Below are 14,937 nucleotides of genomic sequence, written 5' to 3'. Positions count from 1 at the left end.
GGCAGGGGGATTTTGAGTGCGGCACAGTGAGTCATTATTGGCAGCAAATGAGGCGGCGAGCTTACCATGTCGGCCGGCGATTTTGATTGAGCCGGCCGGCTGTTGCATCGAACGCGCTTGCATCTGTCGGGTCCGATCAGTACAAAACGCCCTGAGCCGGACGGCAACGCTGCACCCATCGACCGTTCGCGCCAGCAATAGCCTGAATCCTGAGGAAATGACTGAATGAAAAAGTGGCAATGTATTGTCTGCGGCCTGATCTATAACGAAGCCGACGGCTGGCCGGATGACGGCATTGCGCCGGGTACTCTGTGGCAAGACGTGCCGGAAGACTGGCTGTGCCCGGACTGCGGCGTAGGCAAGATGGATTTCGAAATGATCGAAATCAACTAAGAAAAAAAAATGGAGTTGGGAATGAACGCACCTGTCGTGATCATCGGTACCGGCCTGGCTGGCTACAACCTGGCCCGGGAGTTTCGCAAACTCGATGGCGAAACCCCGCTGCTGCTGATTACTGCCGATGACGGGCGTTCCTACTCCAAGCCGATGCTCTCCACCGGGTTCGGCAAAAACAAGGACGCCGACGGTCTGAGCATGTCCGAACCGGGCGCCATGGCTGAACAGTTGAAAGCCGAAGTGCGCACCCACACGCGCATCAGCGGCATCGACCCCGGCCACAAACGCCTGTGGATCGGCGAGGAATCGGTGATCTACCGGGACCTGATCCTTGCCTGGGGCGCGGAAACCGTGCGTGTGCCGATTGAAGGTGATGGCGCGGACGCGGTGTTCCCCATCAACGATCTGGAAGATTACGCACGTTTTCGCGCGGCGGCCGTCGGCAAGCGTCGGGTGCTGGTGTTGGGCGCCGGCCTGATTGGCTGCGAGTTCGCCAACGACCTGATTCTCGGTGGTTACGAAGTGCAGCTGGTCGCGCCATGCGAACAGGTGATGCCGACGTTGCTGCACCCGGCGGCAGCCGCTGCGGTGCAGGCGGGCCTGGAAAGCCTCGGCGCACGTTTCCATCTCGGGCCGGTGCTCAATCGGCTGCAGCGTTCGGCCGATGGCCTCGAAGCGCATCTGTCCGACGGCCAAGTGATTGCCTGCGATGTGGTGGTCTCGGCGATCGGTCTGCGCCCGCGCATTGATCTGGCGGCTGCTGCGGGCGTTCAGGTCAATCGCGGCGTGATGGTCGATCGGCATTTGAAGACGTCCCACGCCAATATCTACGCCTTGGGCGATTGCGCCGAGGTCGATGGGCTGAATTTGTTGTACGTGATGCCCCTCATGAGCTGTGCGAGAGCGCTGGCCCAGACGTTGGCCGGAAACCCGACCGCCGTCAGCTATGGCGCCATGCCGATCACCGTAAAAACCCCGGTTTGCCCGTTGGTGGTTTCGCCGCCACCGCGTGGCACCGAAGGCGTCTGGACGGTCGAAGGGCAGGGCGCTGACATCAAGGCGTTGTGCCGCGATGCCTCGGGCAAACTGCTCGGATACGCCCTGACAGGCGCGGCGGTGACGGAAAAACTCGCGTTGAACAAAGAGCTTCCGGCCCTGCTGGCGTAAATACCGGTCGTTCTGTCGGAATCACCCCGCTTTTGCCCCTACAAAGGTCGCGCCGAGACTGGCGCGCCTCTTCGCTGCGTGCCATCCTCACTCCCGTCTGCCGCAGAGTAGAGCACCTGCGGCGCCTTGGGCGCTGTTCCAACGAGAACAGCACGGACATAACAACAAAAAACCGTCAAAGGGGCTTCACTAATGCGTAAACCAGAACTCGCCGCTGCAATCGCGGAAAAAGCAGACCTCACCAAAGAACAAGCGAACCGCGTTCTCAACGCCGTTCTCGAAGAAATCACCGGCGCTCTGCACCGCAAGGACAGCGTCACGCTGGTAGGCTTCGGTACTTTCCTGCAACGCCACCGCGGCGCCCGCACCGGCAAAAACCCGCAAACCGGTGAGCCAGTCAAAATCAAGGCCAGCAACACCGTCGCGTTCAAGCCCGGCAAATCGTTGAAAGACAGCGTAAATCCATAAGTGCGGCGAGCTCCCTGAATCACCGGGAGAACCGTATTGAAAGATGGGCCTGACGACTAAGTCGCAGGCCCATTTTTTATGCGCAGCGGGTTCACATGATCGAGTCGATATCCAGATGAAACGGCGTACCGACTGCGTGCCCCCCGGTCAGGGCGGCAATGACCTGTTCGTTGTCCTCAACGGCTGGCGGTGTGCTTGCCAGTTGTTCGGCGGCGGTGTTCGCCAGATTTGCCTTCCAGCGATTCAAGGTATCGGCAAGTAACTGCGGGTTTGTTGCCAGATGCCCGTAAACATCGGCGCTGCTGACCACCTTGCGCAGCGTCGCCAGGCGATCCCGGGTGACCTGCAGGTTGCCCTTTTCCGCAATGATGGCGTCGATTGCACCTTGATGGGCACGCCGATAAGCATCCGGACGCGTCTCGCGGGAGGATTTTTCCAACTGGTTGATCATGCTCTGAATGGCGTCGCTGACCCATTTGAACTCGCGGCTGGTGACGATCGGCCGTTTGTATTCGTGCGATTCCTGCCAGCGGCGCAGCGTCGCCCAACTGTTGGGGATATAACCGCCGACCATCAGGTGATTGAGTATGTAAACGCTCGGTTCAAAAGCCCGATGTTTCGGTAAACCGTTTTTCTGCTGAAGCAATTCATTACAAGCGCGTTGGTTAATGCTCTCGCAGCCCGGCTGCCAGAGGATTGAAGCTTGATCGCCATTCTCGAACCTCACGGGCATGAAGTGATGCAGTTCGCCGTGGTGGGCGAACGACTCACCGCTCAAATTGCTTACCCCCGCGAAGAACACCGAAACGCCGAGTGGCGCGTTGGCGAAGCCGACCGCGAGGCCGGCGCCCATCACTGCCGGTTTGGTATCCATTTGCGTGCCGGGCACGCTGGGGATCGGGTCGTTGTGGTTGACCATGCGGTGGTGGGTGAGGGTGCTGGCGCCATCGACGAAGGTTTGGTCCGCGGCGCGGGGGGCGCCGTAGGTGTAGAGGAGGATGTCGTAAGAGAAGCCTGGTCGGCGGCGGAGCATCTCGGCTAGAAGCAACGCGATGGCACCGCCGAGGCTGTGGCCGGTGATGATGAGTTTTTGGTTGGAATGGAATTTATCGAGGTATTTGGTGGTGAAGTCATAGGCCACTTTGGCGGCTTGGTAAAAACCTCGGTGAGCTTGCCCAACGCCTTCGATAAATGGCACTTGATGCGCGTCGATATCACGCAGCAGGTCCCATGGATGATCGTTGGTGCCGCGTATGGCGATCAAAAACAGCTCGTCGTGATGAGTGATGAAGGCTTGGGTATCGGTTCCTCCTTTTTTCTTGCTGTCGTCGAGAAAGTGAACATTGGCGGGATTTTCCTGCCGAGCCTCTAGTCCTGGGTCATTTACTTGCGGGTAATACTCAGGATTGAACGGAATAATTTCCAGACGTTTGGAGTACGGAACGTCTTCATACAGCGGATAAAACGGCGTTTCAGTGTTTTGTCCCGCGTCCACCTGCCAAATTTCCTCTCCGGTTGCCAGTGCGTCGCCGAACCAGTTGCCGCTGGTGGGTTTTGTAGGAAAAGCGACCTTCATTGACGTTACCGGCTGCTCGTCAGGATCCTGACCGAACGGTGTGTAGCTCAACGTCGACATCAACGCCAGTTGATAAAGGTTCAGTGCGCAAAATTCGTTGGCCGTAGAGAGCACAGGACGTAACGACCGCAGTGGGCGTACTTCGAGCACATGGTGTCGGTTGGGCAGGAGTCCGACGCCGAAACGTCTGGCCGTCTTCATGTCAGTGCCCGACTCGCCCCTCGCACACGTCGATTGCTGTCGCATCATCAACAGTACGTGGTTGGCGGGCTCGAAGTTACGCTTGGATATGGGCGGCAAATGCGCCACCTGTTCAACCAGCTCGCTGACTTCCACTTGGCAGTAGAAATCGGTGGGTTCTTTTGCATGACTGTTTTGCGTGCGTGCGCCGCTTTTATCGAAGAATCGGGTTTTCTCGGCGCGCACTTGAAGTTCGGTGATGGGCAGGGGGTAGTGGTGCCTCTCTTGCAAGAGCGAATAGGTTTGCTCACCCCCTTTATATTCTCGGTTGATCTTGAGGATCAGCGCACCTCGATAGTGGTTATCTACCTTGCCGGAACCGGTGGAATCGAGTCTGCCGGTGTGAACAGTATCTTCGTAATCGACGACTTCATAGGCCAGCCCAGCGTAGGGTTTGCCGTCCCCGAATTCATCCACCAATTGAAAACTGGTTGAATGACCACGCTTTGGACACGCATGGATGTCGCCACCCATGAACGGTTTATCGTGCTCTGGTATCGAGTTTGGCTTCACGGCTTCACCTCCGTGCTTTCTGTGCAGCCGGGATAAATGGTGCAGCTGCGGCCATCCGGCATGTGGAAGGAGCTGAAGTCCTTATAGTTGCCGCGGCAAAAGGCGTATGGGTCTTCAAAGTTGTCGCCCATACAGCGTTTCCACCCGCCGGGCACCTTGACCCATTGATCTCCCCAGGCGGGTTCCTCTTCTTCAGCTAACTTGATTTTTAACCGAACTGTTTTTTCCGCCAGTTCTTCCAAGGAAAGTGTCACAAGGGGCTTCGGACCAAACGGAATGCCTTGCGCATCGGTATTGCGACAGTCGAGAAGTTTCACAATGCGCCGCAATCCACCGGCCGTGCGAAACAACCACTGACACTCTCCAAAAAACTCACTCTCGCCCGACGCATTGAAGGTTCCTCTGTATCGCTCATTAGGCTGCTGACCCACGAGAATGGCGCCGAAATCCCCCCCTACATCCCCCCGGTCCTTTCCGTAGGCCGCATTGATGTCCACCCTTATGCTGCTCAACGCGAGCAGACAGCCATTGACTGTCTGGTAGAGCCTGATCTGCGAATTGGGTTGGTACTCGGTACGCCACTCGCGGTTGAAGACGTCAGCCTTGTTTTCCTTTGCCGGCACAGTGCACGTCTGCCCGACAGCCGGTTTGTAATAAACCGTGGCAACGTACGCAAAGTTGGGCGGCAGGTCGGCGGTGAGGGTGAAGCTGTCGGTTTTCTCGATAGCCGAGCAGCCTGCGATGACGGCCAGACAACCGCCGGCGACCATGTGTTGAATCATGTCTTTCATGAGGCGGCATCTCCCTGCCAGTAACGCGCTTCCTGATACAGGCGCTCGAAGTGAGTGGTCGGAGTTTCCTCAGGCTGAGGGCTCCAGGACGTGGGAACGGAAAAATCCGGCGACTGCAACGTTTGCATCAGCAAGAAGTGCAGGTGTTCAGGTTCGCGCCAGCCCCAGGCATGAGCGAGGTCAAGCAGGTTGCGCAGCCATGCATTGACGTCCTGGTGCTGGGCGAGCCTGGCAAAAGCGTCCGTGTGCTCGGCCATCAGATAGCGGTGAACGTTATCGAATTGCACGCTGGCGTAAGTCGCCGCCGGAGTGGGAATGGCCAGCCACGGTGGCTCGGCCGGCAGCGGCTGCGCGCCGGGATCGGGGTTGTTGGTGATCATCCACTGGTCATCGTGCCAGTAGCACACGCTGTCCAGCGGGCCGAGATATGTTGGATATTGCTCGGATTGCAAATGCGCCAGGGCGCGTCCGAGCACGCGGTTATCGTGAAAGCGATAGAGCGCCTGATTCGGTCGCTCACCACTGATCAAACGGGCGCTCCAATGCCGGCTTATAGCCGCGATGTCATCGTCCGTGCTGGCCGCCAGCCAACCCCAATGCAGTTCAGGCGTTTCGAGCAGCGTTTTGAGAATCGGATGATCAGCCCTGTCGAGTCGAAAAATGTACGGCCCGTCGGCTGCCTGCGAACTGGCCGCTGTGCCGATGTAGACGCTACGGTATTGATCGGCTGTCAGGCCTTTGAGCAAGGCGTCGCGCGCATCGAGTTGGCCATCGCAATCCAGCATCAGATAGAGGCAATGACCCTGATCGGAATGTGCGCGCAACCACTGTTCGGGAAGGATCATGCGGTCGCTCCCATGCTGCATTGCCCATCGAGGCAGGCTTCGCAGAGCGGGCAAAAATCCGCAGCATGCTGGCGGGCGGCGGCCACGATGGAGCGCACGGTGCCGATGACGGGTTGCGCGGCGCCCGCCATCGCAGCGGACGGCAGCAGGCCCGCCGCGGGCGATCCGCCCTGCACGATGGCGACGCTGCTGAAAATCCCGCCGGCGGTAATCAGCAAGTGATGACCACCGGCCATCAACGTCAGGCTCGCGCCTGCATCGATCACGATATTGGCGGCATTGAGGCTGGCCTGCGCCCCCGCCTGAATCACCAGCGTGCCACCCGCCGAGGTGCTGCTGTTGCCGGTGATGCTCAGCAACTCATTGCCGCCGACCACGGTTTCGCGCACGCCGCGGGTGGTATGCACCTCGTCGCCTTCGATCAGGCTGAGGCTATTGCGACTGACCTGTTGCCGACGGTCGTGGCCAATCCGGGTGTTGCTGTCGTGGAGGATCAGTTGTTCGAGATCGCGTTCAGCGCGCAGGTAGATTTGCTCTAGCCCGGCGCGGTCTTCAATCGACAGCTCGTTGTAGCCGCCGGTATGCGGCGAGCTATTGCTGCGCAGCACGGTTTTGCTTTTATGCTCGGGCAATGTGTATGGCACGGACGTGACTTTGTTGGCCACACAACCGGTAATCAGCGGCTGGTCGGGATCGCCTTCGAGGTAAGTGACCACGACTTCCATGCCGACGCGCGGAATCGTCACCGAGCCGAAACCTTCCCCGGCCCAATTGGACGCGACGCGCAGCCAGCAACTGCTGCGCTCGCTGTCGAGCTCGGCGCGGTCCCAGTGAAATTCGACTTTGACGCGGCCGAATTCATCGCAGTAAATCTCTTCGCCGGCAGGTCCGGTGACGCGCGCAGTCTGGGTCACCAGCAAGGTTTTTCGGCTGCACATCGGTGGCCGGTAAAACATGTCCCACGGAATCGCGCGGAAGCTGTTGCGATAGCCTTGCGTGAAGCCGTCCTCAGGTTTCACGTCGCCGGTCAGCGCCTCTTCGAGTGCCTGGGGCTGGCGGCCAGTGTGCGTGACGCTTAATAACAGCCACAGGTCATTGCAGGTTTTGCGCGGGTGCCCGGTCAGGTTGAAAAAGTGACCGCTGCGCAGGCACGGCTGGTCGCTCCGGCCCTCGGCGATTTGGTAGTCGAAACGATGCCGCTCCAAGGCTTGTCGAGCCAGCTGCTTGCCGCGTTTTTCATTGTCGAGCTTCAGCGGGTAGCGATAATCCTCAAGCTCTGGGCTGAACTCGGCAGTGAAGCTGCTCTGCAGTAACAGGCTGGGCCGTTGCATGTCGTAGTCGCGGCGCGTCACGGTGCTGGTGCGCGTGCTGAAGCGCATGGAAAAACCGCTGACCACCGGATGCTCCGGGACCATGCCGCAATCTTGCTGATAGGGGGTTGCGCCCAATTTGCGGAAGTACGTCTGATCATCGGTGAACACCAGCAGATGGCCCTCGAGCGAATGCTGGTGATGCCAGGCGATACCGTCCTCGGCACACAGGCGCTGAATCAACTCGAAATCACTTTCTGCGTACTGCGTGCAGTATTCGCGCGGGGGAGCGGCACTGACATGCAAGGCAAACGCATCGGTTTGAATGCCGTGCCTCTCGAACACTTGGGCAATGATTTGCGGCACCGTCAGATTCTGGAAAATCCGCTGGTGGTGGCTGAATTGCAAATAATGCAGCCCGGGCACCAGCGTCAGGTGATAACGCGTCAGGCGTTTGCCCGTTTCCCCCATCACCACTTCTTCGATGCGACCGTGGATGCCTTCGCCTTCGAGGCCGAACTGCAAAAATGCAGGCTGACTGAGCAAGCTCTCCAAGTCGAAATCGTGGTTATCGCTGACCAGTTCGACGTGAATGCCGTACAAACTGCTGACGGCTTCCGTGCCATCGAATGCCAACACCTTGAAATCGTTGTGGACCGTGGGGATATGGAGGGTGAAATGCGCCGTATTGGCCGGTCGAGACATACGCTTGTCCTTAAGCAGGCTGGAGATAGCGCGCGATGCTCAAACCGTCCTTGGTCTGCGATCACGAGAGTTTCATGCCACGCTATCAACTCGACAAACAAGAAAATGTAGGAGGGGTCCTAGACATCGGTCAGAGTGTTCCGGGATTCAATTCGGCGGTTTAACAGAAGGGATGCTGGCCAATAACAGGCTGCAGTTTGATCGAGATCTGAGAGGTCGAATCGCTTAAGGCACAATTGCTTAATGACGAAACGAAAGATGCCACTGTTTTAGTGGCACTTTTTTGTTTGCTGGCGGTCTTTCATAAAATTGAAGTCGGATTGCGGTAACTTTTAGGACGGATCCTACATTTATCTTCGTTGATTTTTGTCATTATCCGTTTCCGCCGGGAGAACCAAGCGGACAAGGGTTTCGAGTATTTGGAGTGATTGCTCTGAAGCTGCCAAAAGAGTGCTGAAGCCCCCTAAACAGGGCATTAGATTGCCATCAGAGGGATTCCCTTACACATGTAGGGTTATCTCCTACAAGAATCAGAGAACTGTTCGTCTTGTTGTTTAATCGGATGCTTGCTAGTGGCCATCATTGTGATTACGATGCGCCCACTTGAAAGAGCGCGAACTCAATTGGATGAGGACCTCGCAGCTCTTTGATACTGTCCGCCGCCGTTGAATCCAATTGGCGTGTGACCGTAATCCTAACTAAAGGCCATGGATGTCCTACTCAAGCAAACTTTCCGCCCATTACCTTGAACTCGCTAAAGCCTCTGTTTCCAAAGAGAATTTCGCGGGCGAGGACGTTCGCTTTTCAAGCGAATATGAGGCGTTGGAAAGCGAGCTGGCCAAGGCCCAATCGATGCATGAAGCCGGGCAGATCGACTGGCTGAAAATCCGCGAAAACAGTGAAAACCTGCTGCGCACCCAGTCCAAGGATTTGCGTGTCGGCGCCTGGCTGACCTGGGCGTTGTACCAGCGCGAATCCTTCCAGGGACTGCTCGCCGGCCTCGGTTTGCTGCACCATCTGTCGGAAAACCACTGGGCCGAAGTTCATCCGAGCAAGGCTCGCACCCGCTCCGCGGCCATCAGTTGGTTGGTGCCGCGTCTTGAGCAGGTACTGACCGAAAACGTTGCGATCAAAGAGCAGTTGCCGATGTTCCGCCGGATGGTGGAACACCTCGAAGGCCTCGACGCTGCGTGCACCGAGCACTTGGGCGATGACGCGCCGCTGCTGCTGCCGATCTCCCGCCGCCTGAAAAACATGGTGCAACGCGCCGCTGACAACCAGCCGGAACCCGGCGTGGTCGGGGCCGCCGTGGCCCAGGTCAAGCAGGCCGCGACGCAGCTGTTTACGCCCGGCGCGCCGATCGACAACGAAAAAGAAGCGCATAAAGCCCTGCGCGCGCAGCAGGAAAATGCCCGTCCGCTGTGTGCCTGGTGGCTCAAGCAGAAGGCCACCGACCTGCGCGCCTTGCGCCTTAATCGCACGCTGCTGTGGTTGCCCATCGACGCGGTGCCCGAACGCAATGCCGAGCAGATCACCATGTTGCGCGGCTTGCCGGCGGACAAGCTCAAGGCCTATCAGGATCGTTTCGATCAAGCCAAGTACGCAGACCTGTTGGTGGAACTGGAGGCCAGCCTTGCGAAGGCGCCGTTCTGGTTCGATGGCCAGCGAATGGTCTGGGAATGCCTTCAGGGGTTGAACGCCGAGATGGCGATGCGCGAAGTGGAAATCCACTTCGCGCTTTTGATTCAGCGACTGCCCGGCATCATCGAATTGCGCTTCCATGACGGCGCGCCGTTCGCCGACCCGGCCACGCGCGCCTGGGTCAGCGCACACGTGCAGCCGCACCTGCAAACCAACAGTGCGCCGCGCAAAGTCGAAGTCGCCGACAGCCAGCCGGCCTGGGAAGTGGCGCTCGAAGAAGTCTTGCCGATCTTGCGCAAGGACGGCCTCAAGGCTGCCGTGCAAATCCTCAAGCAAGGACTGCAAAGCGCTCACGGCGGGCGCGTGCGGTTCTTCTGGCAGTTCGCCCTCGCGCGGCTGTGCTTCATGGCCAAGAAATACGAACTGGCCAAGACCCAACTCGAAACCCTCGACCAAACATTACAGGACTCAGGCCTGAGTGCCTGGGAGCCCGATCTTGCGCTGGAAGTGCTGCATTTGCTGCATAGCTGCTGCGAGTTGCTGCCGCAGAACCATGCCTTACGTGAACGCAAGGAAGAGATTTATCGCAGGCTGTGCCACCTCGATCTCGAAGTGGTACTCGAATAGGCCCCAGGGCCACAACCGCAAGGAGAAAAGCCATGGCCAAAGAAGGCTCGGTAGCCCCCAAGGAACGCATCAACGTCACCTTCAAACCCGCGACTGGCGGTGCTAATGAAGAGATCGAACTGCCGCTGAAACTGCTGGCAATCGGTGACTACACCCACCGCAAGGACGAGCGCAAAGTCGAAGATCGCAAGCCGATCAGCATCGACAAAACGACCTTCGACGAAGTGCTCGCCAAGCAAGAGCTGAGCTTGTCGTTGAGCGTGCCGAACCGTCTTCAGGAAGAAGGCAGCACTGAAGAGCTGGGCGTTCAATTGCGCGTCAACTCGATGAAGGACTTCAACCCGGCCAGCCTGGTCGAGCAAGTGCCTGAGCTGAAAAAACTGATGGAACTGCGCGATGCGCTGGTAGCCCTCAAAGGCCCGCTGGGTAATGCGCCTGCGTTCCGCAAAGCTATCGAAGGCGTTCTCGCCGACGACGAATCCCGCGGTCGCGTACTGGGTGAGCTGGGTCTGAACGCCGCAGCCCAGGACGCCTGATTCCCTATCAGCCAAGGAAGCCAACACAATGAGCACTAGCGCAGCACAGCAAAAGAGCAAAGAGAATGGCGAATACAGCATTCTCGACAGCATCATCGCCGAAACCCGCCTGACGCCGGACGACGAAGCCTACGACATCGCCAAGCGCGGCGTGTCGGCGTTCATCGAAGAGCTGCTCAAGCCGCAGAACAACGGCGAGCCGGTCAAGAAGGCCATGGTCGACCGCATGATCGCCGAGATCGATGCCAAGCTCAGCCGCCAGATGGACGAAATCCTGCACCACCCGGATTTCCAGTCGCTGGAATCGTCGTGGCGTGGCCTGCAGTTGCTGGTCGACCGCACCAACTTCCGCGAAAACATCAAGATCGAAATCCTCAACGTCTCGAAAGAAGACCTGCTGGACGATTTCGAAGATTCGCCGGAAGTGATGCAGGCTGGCCTGTACAAGCACATCTACACCGCTGAATACGGTCAGTTCGGTGGTCAGCCAGTCGGCGCGATCATCGCTAACTACTACATGTCCCCAAGCTCGCCGGACGTGAAACTGATGCAGTACGTGTCCAGCGTAGCCTGCATGTCCCACGCGCCGTTCATCGCGGCGGCCGGTCCGAAGTTCTTCGGCCTGGAAAGCTTCACCGGTCTGCCGGACCTGAAGGATCTGAAAGATCACTTCGAAGGCCCGCAATTCGCCAAATGGCAGAGCTTCCGCGAGTCGGAAGACTCCCGTTACGTTGGCCTGACCGTGCCGCGTTTCCTGCTGCGCAACCCGTACGATCCGGAAGAAAACCCGGTCAAATCGTTCGTCTACAAAGAAACCGTCGCCAACAGCCACGAACACTACCTGTGGGGCAACACTGCCTACGCGTTCGGCACCAAGCTGACCGACAGTTTCGCCAAGTTCCGCTGGTGCCCGAACATCATCGGCCCGCAGAGCGGTGGCGCGGTTGAAGACCTGCCGTTGCACCATTTCGAAAGCATGGGCGAAATCGAAACCAAGATTCCTACGGAAGTCCTGGTCAGCGACCGTCGTGAATACGAACTGGCCGAGGAAGGCTTCATTTCCCTGACCATGCGCAAAGGCTCCGACAACGCGGCGTTCTTCTCCGCAAGCTCGGTGCAGAAGCCGAAAAACTTCGGCATCAGCGCAGAAGGCAAGGCTGCAGAACTGAACTACAAGCTCGGCACCCAACTGCCGTACATGATGATCGTCAACCGCCTGGCTCACTACTTGAAAGTGCTGCAGCGCGAGCAACTCGGTTCGTGGAAAGAACGTACCGACCTCGAGCTGGAACTCAACAAGTGGATCCGCCAGTACGTGGCCGACCAGGAAAACCCAAGCGCCGAAGTCCGTGGCCGTCGTCCACTGCGCGCTGCCCAGATCATCGTCAGCGATGTCGAAGGCGAGCCTGGCTGGTACCGCGTCAGCCTGAACGTGCGCCCGCACTTCAAGTACATGGGTGCAGATTTCACCCTGTCGCTGGTTGGCAAGCTGGACAAAGAGTAAACGGAGCTAACTCATGACTGGATACGGCAGCCTGTTCGAACGCCTGGGTGGCGACGCGCAAAAACGCGTCGGCTGGAGCCGCGAGGTCTCCGCGATGGCGTCCGTGGCTGCCCATCTGGCCAAGATGCTCAGCACCCGTGCGGGCAGCGTGCAAACGCTGTCCGATTACGGGTTGCCCGATCTCAATGACATGCGTCTGAGCCTGCACGACTCCCTGAGTCAGGCCCGTCTGGCGATCGAGAATTTCATCGAAGCCTACGAGCCACGCCTGAGCAATGTGCGTGTCATTTCCCTGCCGCGTGACCACGATCAACTGCGCCTGTCCTTCAGCATCGAAGGCCTGCTGGAAGTTGATGGTTTCAAGCGTCAGGTCAGTTTCGCCGCGCGCCTGGATGGCAGCGGTCAAGTGAAGGTCAACTAAGGAGACCCCGATGGCTGGTAAACCCGCAGCACGCGTCACCGACCCCACCGCTTGCCCGCTCCCCGGTCACGGCACCAACCCGATCGCCGCCGGTTCCGGCGACGTCTTCTTCGACGGCCTCGCGGCCGCCCGCCAAGGCGATGCCTCGGCGTGTGGTGGTGCGATGTCGGGCGGGTTGGCGACGACGGTTTTGATTAACGGCAAACCGGCTGCGACGGTGGATTCAGTTGGGACTCATGGCAACAAGGTCACGGCCGGGTCCGGGACGGTGATTATCGGGAATTCGCATTCGGCGGTGCCGTTTGTGGCGCCAATTCCGTTGGTGATCCCGGGCTTCGATGCGCAGTTTCAACTGAAGAATGGTTTAGGCACTCCGTTGGCTGATACCAAATATCTAATTCGACGTCAGGACGGGTCGCTCGAAAGCGGAATTACCAATGAGTTGGGTTTGACTCATCGGGTAGCTGCGCATACGAGCTCCGAAAAAATCGAAGTATTTATTGAGAGCTAAGGGAGTAGTCGTTCATGGCAGAGCCTGAAAAAATTACAAAAGATGGACAGGAATACGTGCCCGCTGGCGCTGCTTCAAGCACTAAGACTTCAGAAGTTACGCCCGTAGAATTAAAAGTGTGTCGTTGTAATGGAAAAGAAGTAACTACACTACGCGGATGCGATAGTGTTCCGAGTTACTCCGGAGAGCTGCCTTCTCCTCTACAAATAATGTGGTATGTGCCCAAAACCAAAGAGTTTCTAAAAGCAAGTTTTTCTGACACTGAAATACGTGTGTGGATAAAACAGGCCGCCGAATATTATGGGATTCCTCATATTCTGCTGGCGGTCATTTTGCAGCAGGAAAATGGACCTAAAGGCAGCAAGTTTCTTCAGACAATGCAGTTCGGCGAGCGATCATTAACGACTCTGCTGGCGATTGTCGATAATATCGCTTTTGACGCCGTTCCTGATAAGTTGGCCGGTGGCTCCAGCGGTTTTGCCAATATGAGTCGAGCTACCTTGCAGAACTCCGTTAAATACACCGAAAATTATTACTGTAAAAAGCCATTGCCCGAAGATGTTCAGTACCGGATTTTTGGTTGGAACCAAGACACTCGAATCCCTGGCGATGACTGGAAAGCAGACCTTTATTATGCCGCGGGTCACCTGCGTGAACTCATAGACCGAGCCACAGGGTCCCGCTGTCATTCAGGGTCATTGACACCGGAGCTGCTGAAGAAAGTCATTGCGTCTTACAACGGTTCAGGTCCGCTCGCCGAAAGGTATTCAAGTGATGCAATGACGTTGTTAGAAAATGCAAAGGCAGGCACTGCATGGTTGTATTTCTATGAAAAGTAAAATCTCGGGATTTACCACTTTCGTGTTGGTATCCGGTGTTTTAGTCTTGGGGATCGTCATGTGGACTAACTTTTTTTCCAATGCGCTGATGTTGGCAATGGATCGCGTTAATTTCATTCCTGCGGAATCTTCAATTTTTTCTTTCGAGCCGTATGAGATAAATCAAGGATCTTCGTCTTATTGGATCTATGGTCAGGATGGCGATAACTATTATTATTTTTCCTATGAGGCGGCGCCGCCATATATATTTATTTCAAAGTCTAATGATTGTCAGGGCTTTGACCGCCTAAATTTTAAAACATGGTGTACGGCGAAACCGGGCGGCGATAAGTGATCGGTTTTCCGGTTTGGCTAATATCCGCTGGTTTGGGCGTGCCTTACTCCGTGTCCAAAAAATTCGCGGGAAGTAACTAACAGTGTGTAGCTCTCATATGCTTTTTTTCAGAGTGGCACTTTGGTTTCCACTTGCGGCGCTTCTGATTCTGATGTTGGTAGAACACGGTAGCGGCGATGGAGCGGATCTGGATTTTCACCAATTTCTATTGATTTACGTCCTCTCATTTGGCATCCCTGCCTATATCACCTTTGCTCTATGGGCAACGCGAGCATTGAGCGGAATATCTGAACAACAGATCGTGAAGAAAATCTGGTGCGCGCCGCTGATGTTCATCCCTTTTTACGCGGCGCCATGGGTGATTGGCGGGCTGGGCTTTTTGCTTTTTGGGCACCTCGCCGGGCTTGGAATGATGGTGATGTGGGTGGTGTTTTTGCCCTACCTGCTGGTCGCCGGCTACGTCATTTCCGGTCTGACGGTCGCGTTCTACAGGACAGTTTTTTCATGAGATTC

The 14,937-nt window shown here is 57.2% G+C and carries 15 protein-coding genes; 11 read left to right on the top strand and 4 right to left on the bottom strand.

Annotation, left to right across the window (positions count from 1 at the left end; translation table 11 throughout):
• Window positions 1–225 precede the first annotated feature (225 nt).
• The 3 genes from BI292_RS15965 to BI292_RS15955 all read left to right on the top strand — a co-directional run bounded on the left by BI292_RS15965 (window position 226) and on the right by BI292_RS15955 (window position 2,031).
• Window positions 226–393 carry a rubredoxin gene (locus BI292_RS15965; protein WP_003437744.1) on the top strand — a complete coding sequence of 56 codons (168 nt, stop codon included), beginning with the start codon at window positions 226–228 and terminating at the stop codon, window positions 391–393.
• A 21-nt stretch (window positions 394–414) separates the two neighbouring features.
• A complete protein-coding gene (locus tag BI292_RS15960; RefSeq protein WP_101208420.1) occupies window positions 415–1,563 on the top strand; it encodes an NAD(P)/FAD-dependent oxidoreductase in 1,149 nt (382 codons plus the stop codon).
• 192 nt (window positions 1,564–1,755) lie between these two features.
• A complete protein-coding gene (locus BI292_RS15955; RefSeq protein ID WP_003213368.1) occupies window positions 1,756–2,031 on the top strand; it encodes an HU family DNA-binding protein in 276 nt (91 codons plus the stop codon).
• Window positions 2,032–2,122: 91 nt separating this feature from the next.
• Here the strand turns inward: BI292_RS15955 and BI292_RS15950 are convergent, their stop codons facing one another.
• Genes BI292_RS15950 through BI292_RS15935 form a run of 4 tightly spaced genes read right to left on the bottom strand, consistent with a single transcriptional unit; the run spans window position 2,123 to window position 8,011 of the window.
• Window positions 2,123–4,360 carry a lipase family protein gene (locus BI292_RS15950; protein ID WP_371918733.1) on the bottom strand — a complete coding sequence of 746 codons (2,238 nt, stop codon included), beginning with the start codon at window positions 4,358–4,360 and terminating at the stop codon, window positions 2,123–2,125.
• Window positions 4,357–5,151, bottom strand: coding sequence for a hypothetical protein (locus tag BI292_RS15945; RefSeq protein ID WP_101208418.1), 795 nt, complete (start codon window positions 5,149–5,151; stop codon window positions 4,357–4,359). The genes BI292_RS15950 and BI292_RS15945 overlap by 4 nt, the downstream gene beginning before the upstream one ends.
• Window positions 5,148–5,996: a DUF4123 domain-containing protein gene (locus BI292_RS15940; protein ID WP_101208417.1), complete on the bottom strand. Its 849-nt coding sequence runs from the start codon at window positions 5,994–5,996 to the stop codon at window positions 5,148–5,150. Before BI292_RS15940 ends, BI292_RS15945 begins: the two co-directional genes overlap by 4 nt.
• Window positions 5,993–8,011, bottom strand: a complete 2,019-nt coding sequence (locus BI292_RS15935; protein WP_101208416.1) for a type VI secretion system tip protein VgrG — start codon at window positions 8,009–8,011, stop codon at window positions 5,993–5,995. The genes BI292_RS15940 and BI292_RS15935 overlap by 4 nt, the downstream gene beginning before the upstream one ends.
• Before the next feature lie 711 nt (window positions 8,012–8,722).
• On the opposite strand from BI292_RS15935, the gene tssA reads away from it, so the two are divergent.
• From tssA to BI292_RS15895, 8 genes are all read left to right on the top strand, one after another.
• Window positions 8,723–10,279, top strand: coding sequence for a type VI secretion system protein TssA (gene tssA, locus BI292_RS15930; protein WP_101208415.1), 1,557 nt, complete (start codon window positions 8,723–8,725; stop codon window positions 10,277–10,279).
• 32 nt (window positions 10,280–10,311) lie between these two features.
• Window positions 10,312–10,815, top strand: a complete 504-nt coding sequence (gene tssB / locus BI292_RS15925; protein ID WP_092276020.1) for a type VI secretion system contractile sheath small subunit — start codon at window positions 10,312–10,314, stop codon at window positions 10,813–10,815.
• Window positions 10,816–10,843: 28 nt separating this feature from the next.
• Window positions 10,844–12,319 carry a type VI secretion system contractile sheath large subunit gene (gene tssC, locus BI292_RS15920; protein WP_092276023.1) on the top strand — a complete coding sequence of 492 codons (1,476 nt, stop codon included), beginning with the start codon at window positions 10,844–10,846 and terminating at the stop codon, window positions 12,317–12,319.
• 13 nt (window positions 12,320–12,332) lie between these two features.
• Complete coding sequence (gene tssE, locus BI292_RS15915) at window positions 12,333–12,740, top strand: type VI secretion system baseplate subunit TssE (protein ID WP_092276026.1); 408 nt, start codon at window positions 12,333–12,335, stop codon at window positions 12,738–12,740.
• 10 nt (window positions 12,741–12,750) lie between these two features.
• Window positions 12,751–13,251 carry a PAAR domain-containing protein gene (locus tag BI292_RS15910; protein ID WP_101208414.1) on the top strand — a complete coding sequence of 167 codons (501 nt, stop codon included), beginning with the start codon at window positions 12,751–12,753 and terminating at the stop codon, window positions 13,249–13,251.
• Window positions 13,252–13,265: 14 nt separating this feature from the next.
• Window positions 13,266–14,090, top strand: coding sequence for a hypothetical protein (locus tag BI292_RS15905; protein ID WP_256592700.1), 825 nt, complete (start codon window positions 13,266–13,268; stop codon window positions 14,088–14,090).
• Complete coding sequence (locus BI292_RS15900; protein WP_101208412.1) at window positions 14,080–14,424, top strand: hypothetical protein; 345 nt, start codon at window positions 14,080–14,082, stop codon at window positions 14,422–14,424. The genes BI292_RS15905 and BI292_RS15900 overlap by 11 nt, the downstream gene beginning before the upstream one ends.
• Before the next feature lie 97 nt (window positions 14,425–14,521).
• Window positions 14,522–14,932 (top strand): hypothetical protein, encoded by a 411-nt coding sequence (locus tag BI292_RS15895; RefSeq protein ID WP_256592699.1) that lies wholly within the window; start codon window positions 14,522–14,524, stop codon window positions 14,930–14,932.
• Window positions 14,933–14,937: the final 5 nt, after the last annotated feature.

This window comes from Pseudomonas sp. 43NM1, assembly GCF_002836905.1.
GTDB classification, from domain to species: Bacteria; Pseudomonadota; Gammaproteobacteria; order Pseudomonadales; family Pseudomonadaceae; genus Aquipseudomonas; species Aquipseudomonas prosekii.
The sequence above is the reverse complement of the archived record's forward strand: the minus strand, read 5'-3'. Positions and strand labels throughout refer to the sequence as shown.

Excerpts from the sequence above, each read along its gene's own strand:
- tssB (WP_092276020.1), top strand. The coding sequence starts at position 10,312 with ATGGCCAAAGAAGGCTCGGTAGCCCCCAAGGAACGCATCAACGTCACC.
- BI292_RS15965 (WP_003437744.1), top strand. The coding sequence starts at position 226 with ATGAAAAAGTGGCAATGTATTGTCTGCGGCCTGATCTATAACGAAGCC.
- BI292_RS15895 (WP_256592699.1), top strand. The coding sequence starts at position 14,522 with ATGCTTTTTTTCAGAGTGGCACTTTGGTTTCCACTTGCGGCGCTTCTG.
- BI292_RS15960 (WP_101208420.1), top strand. The coding sequence starts at position 415 with ATGAACGCACCTGTCGTGATCATCGGTACCGGCCTGGCTGGCTACAAC.
- tssE (WP_092276026.1), top strand. The coding sequence starts at position 12,333 with ATGACTGGATACGGCAGCCTGTTCGAACGCCTGGGTGGCGACGCGCAA.
- tssC (WP_092276023.1), top strand. The coding sequence starts at position 10,844 with ATGAGCACTAGCGCAGCACAGCAAAAGAGCAAAGAGAATGGCGAATAC.
- BI292_RS15935 (WP_101208416.1), bottom strand. The coding sequence starts at position 8,011 with ATGTCTCGACCGGCCAATACGGCGCATTTCACCCTCCATATCCCCACG.
- BI292_RS15905 (WP_256592700.1), top strand. The coding sequence starts at position 13,266 with ATGGCAGAGCCTGAAAAAATTACAAAAGATGGACAGGAATACGTGCCC.
- BI292_RS15940 (WP_101208417.1), bottom strand. The coding sequence starts at position 5,996 with ATGATCCTTCCCGAACAGTGGTTGCGCGCACATTCCGATCAGGGTCAT.
- tssA (WP_101208415.1), top strand. The coding sequence starts at position 8,723 with ATGTCCTACTCAAGCAAACTTTCCGCCCATTACCTTGAACTCGCTAAA.
- BI292_RS15910 (WP_101208414.1), top strand. The coding sequence starts at position 12,751 with ATGGCTGGTAAACCCGCAGCACGCGTCACCGACCCCACCGCTTGCCCG.
- BI292_RS15955 (WP_003213368.1), top strand. The coding sequence starts at position 1,756 with ATGCGTAAACCAGAACTCGCCGCTGCAATCGCGGAAAAAGCAGACCTC.
- BI292_RS15945 (WP_101208418.1), bottom strand. The coding sequence starts at position 5,151 with ATGAAAGACATGATTCAACACATGGTCGCCGGCGGTTGTCTGGCCGTC.
- BI292_RS15900 (WP_101208412.1), top strand. The coding sequence starts at position 14,080 with ATGAAAAGTAAAATCTCGGGATTTACCACTTTCGTGTTGGTATCCGGT.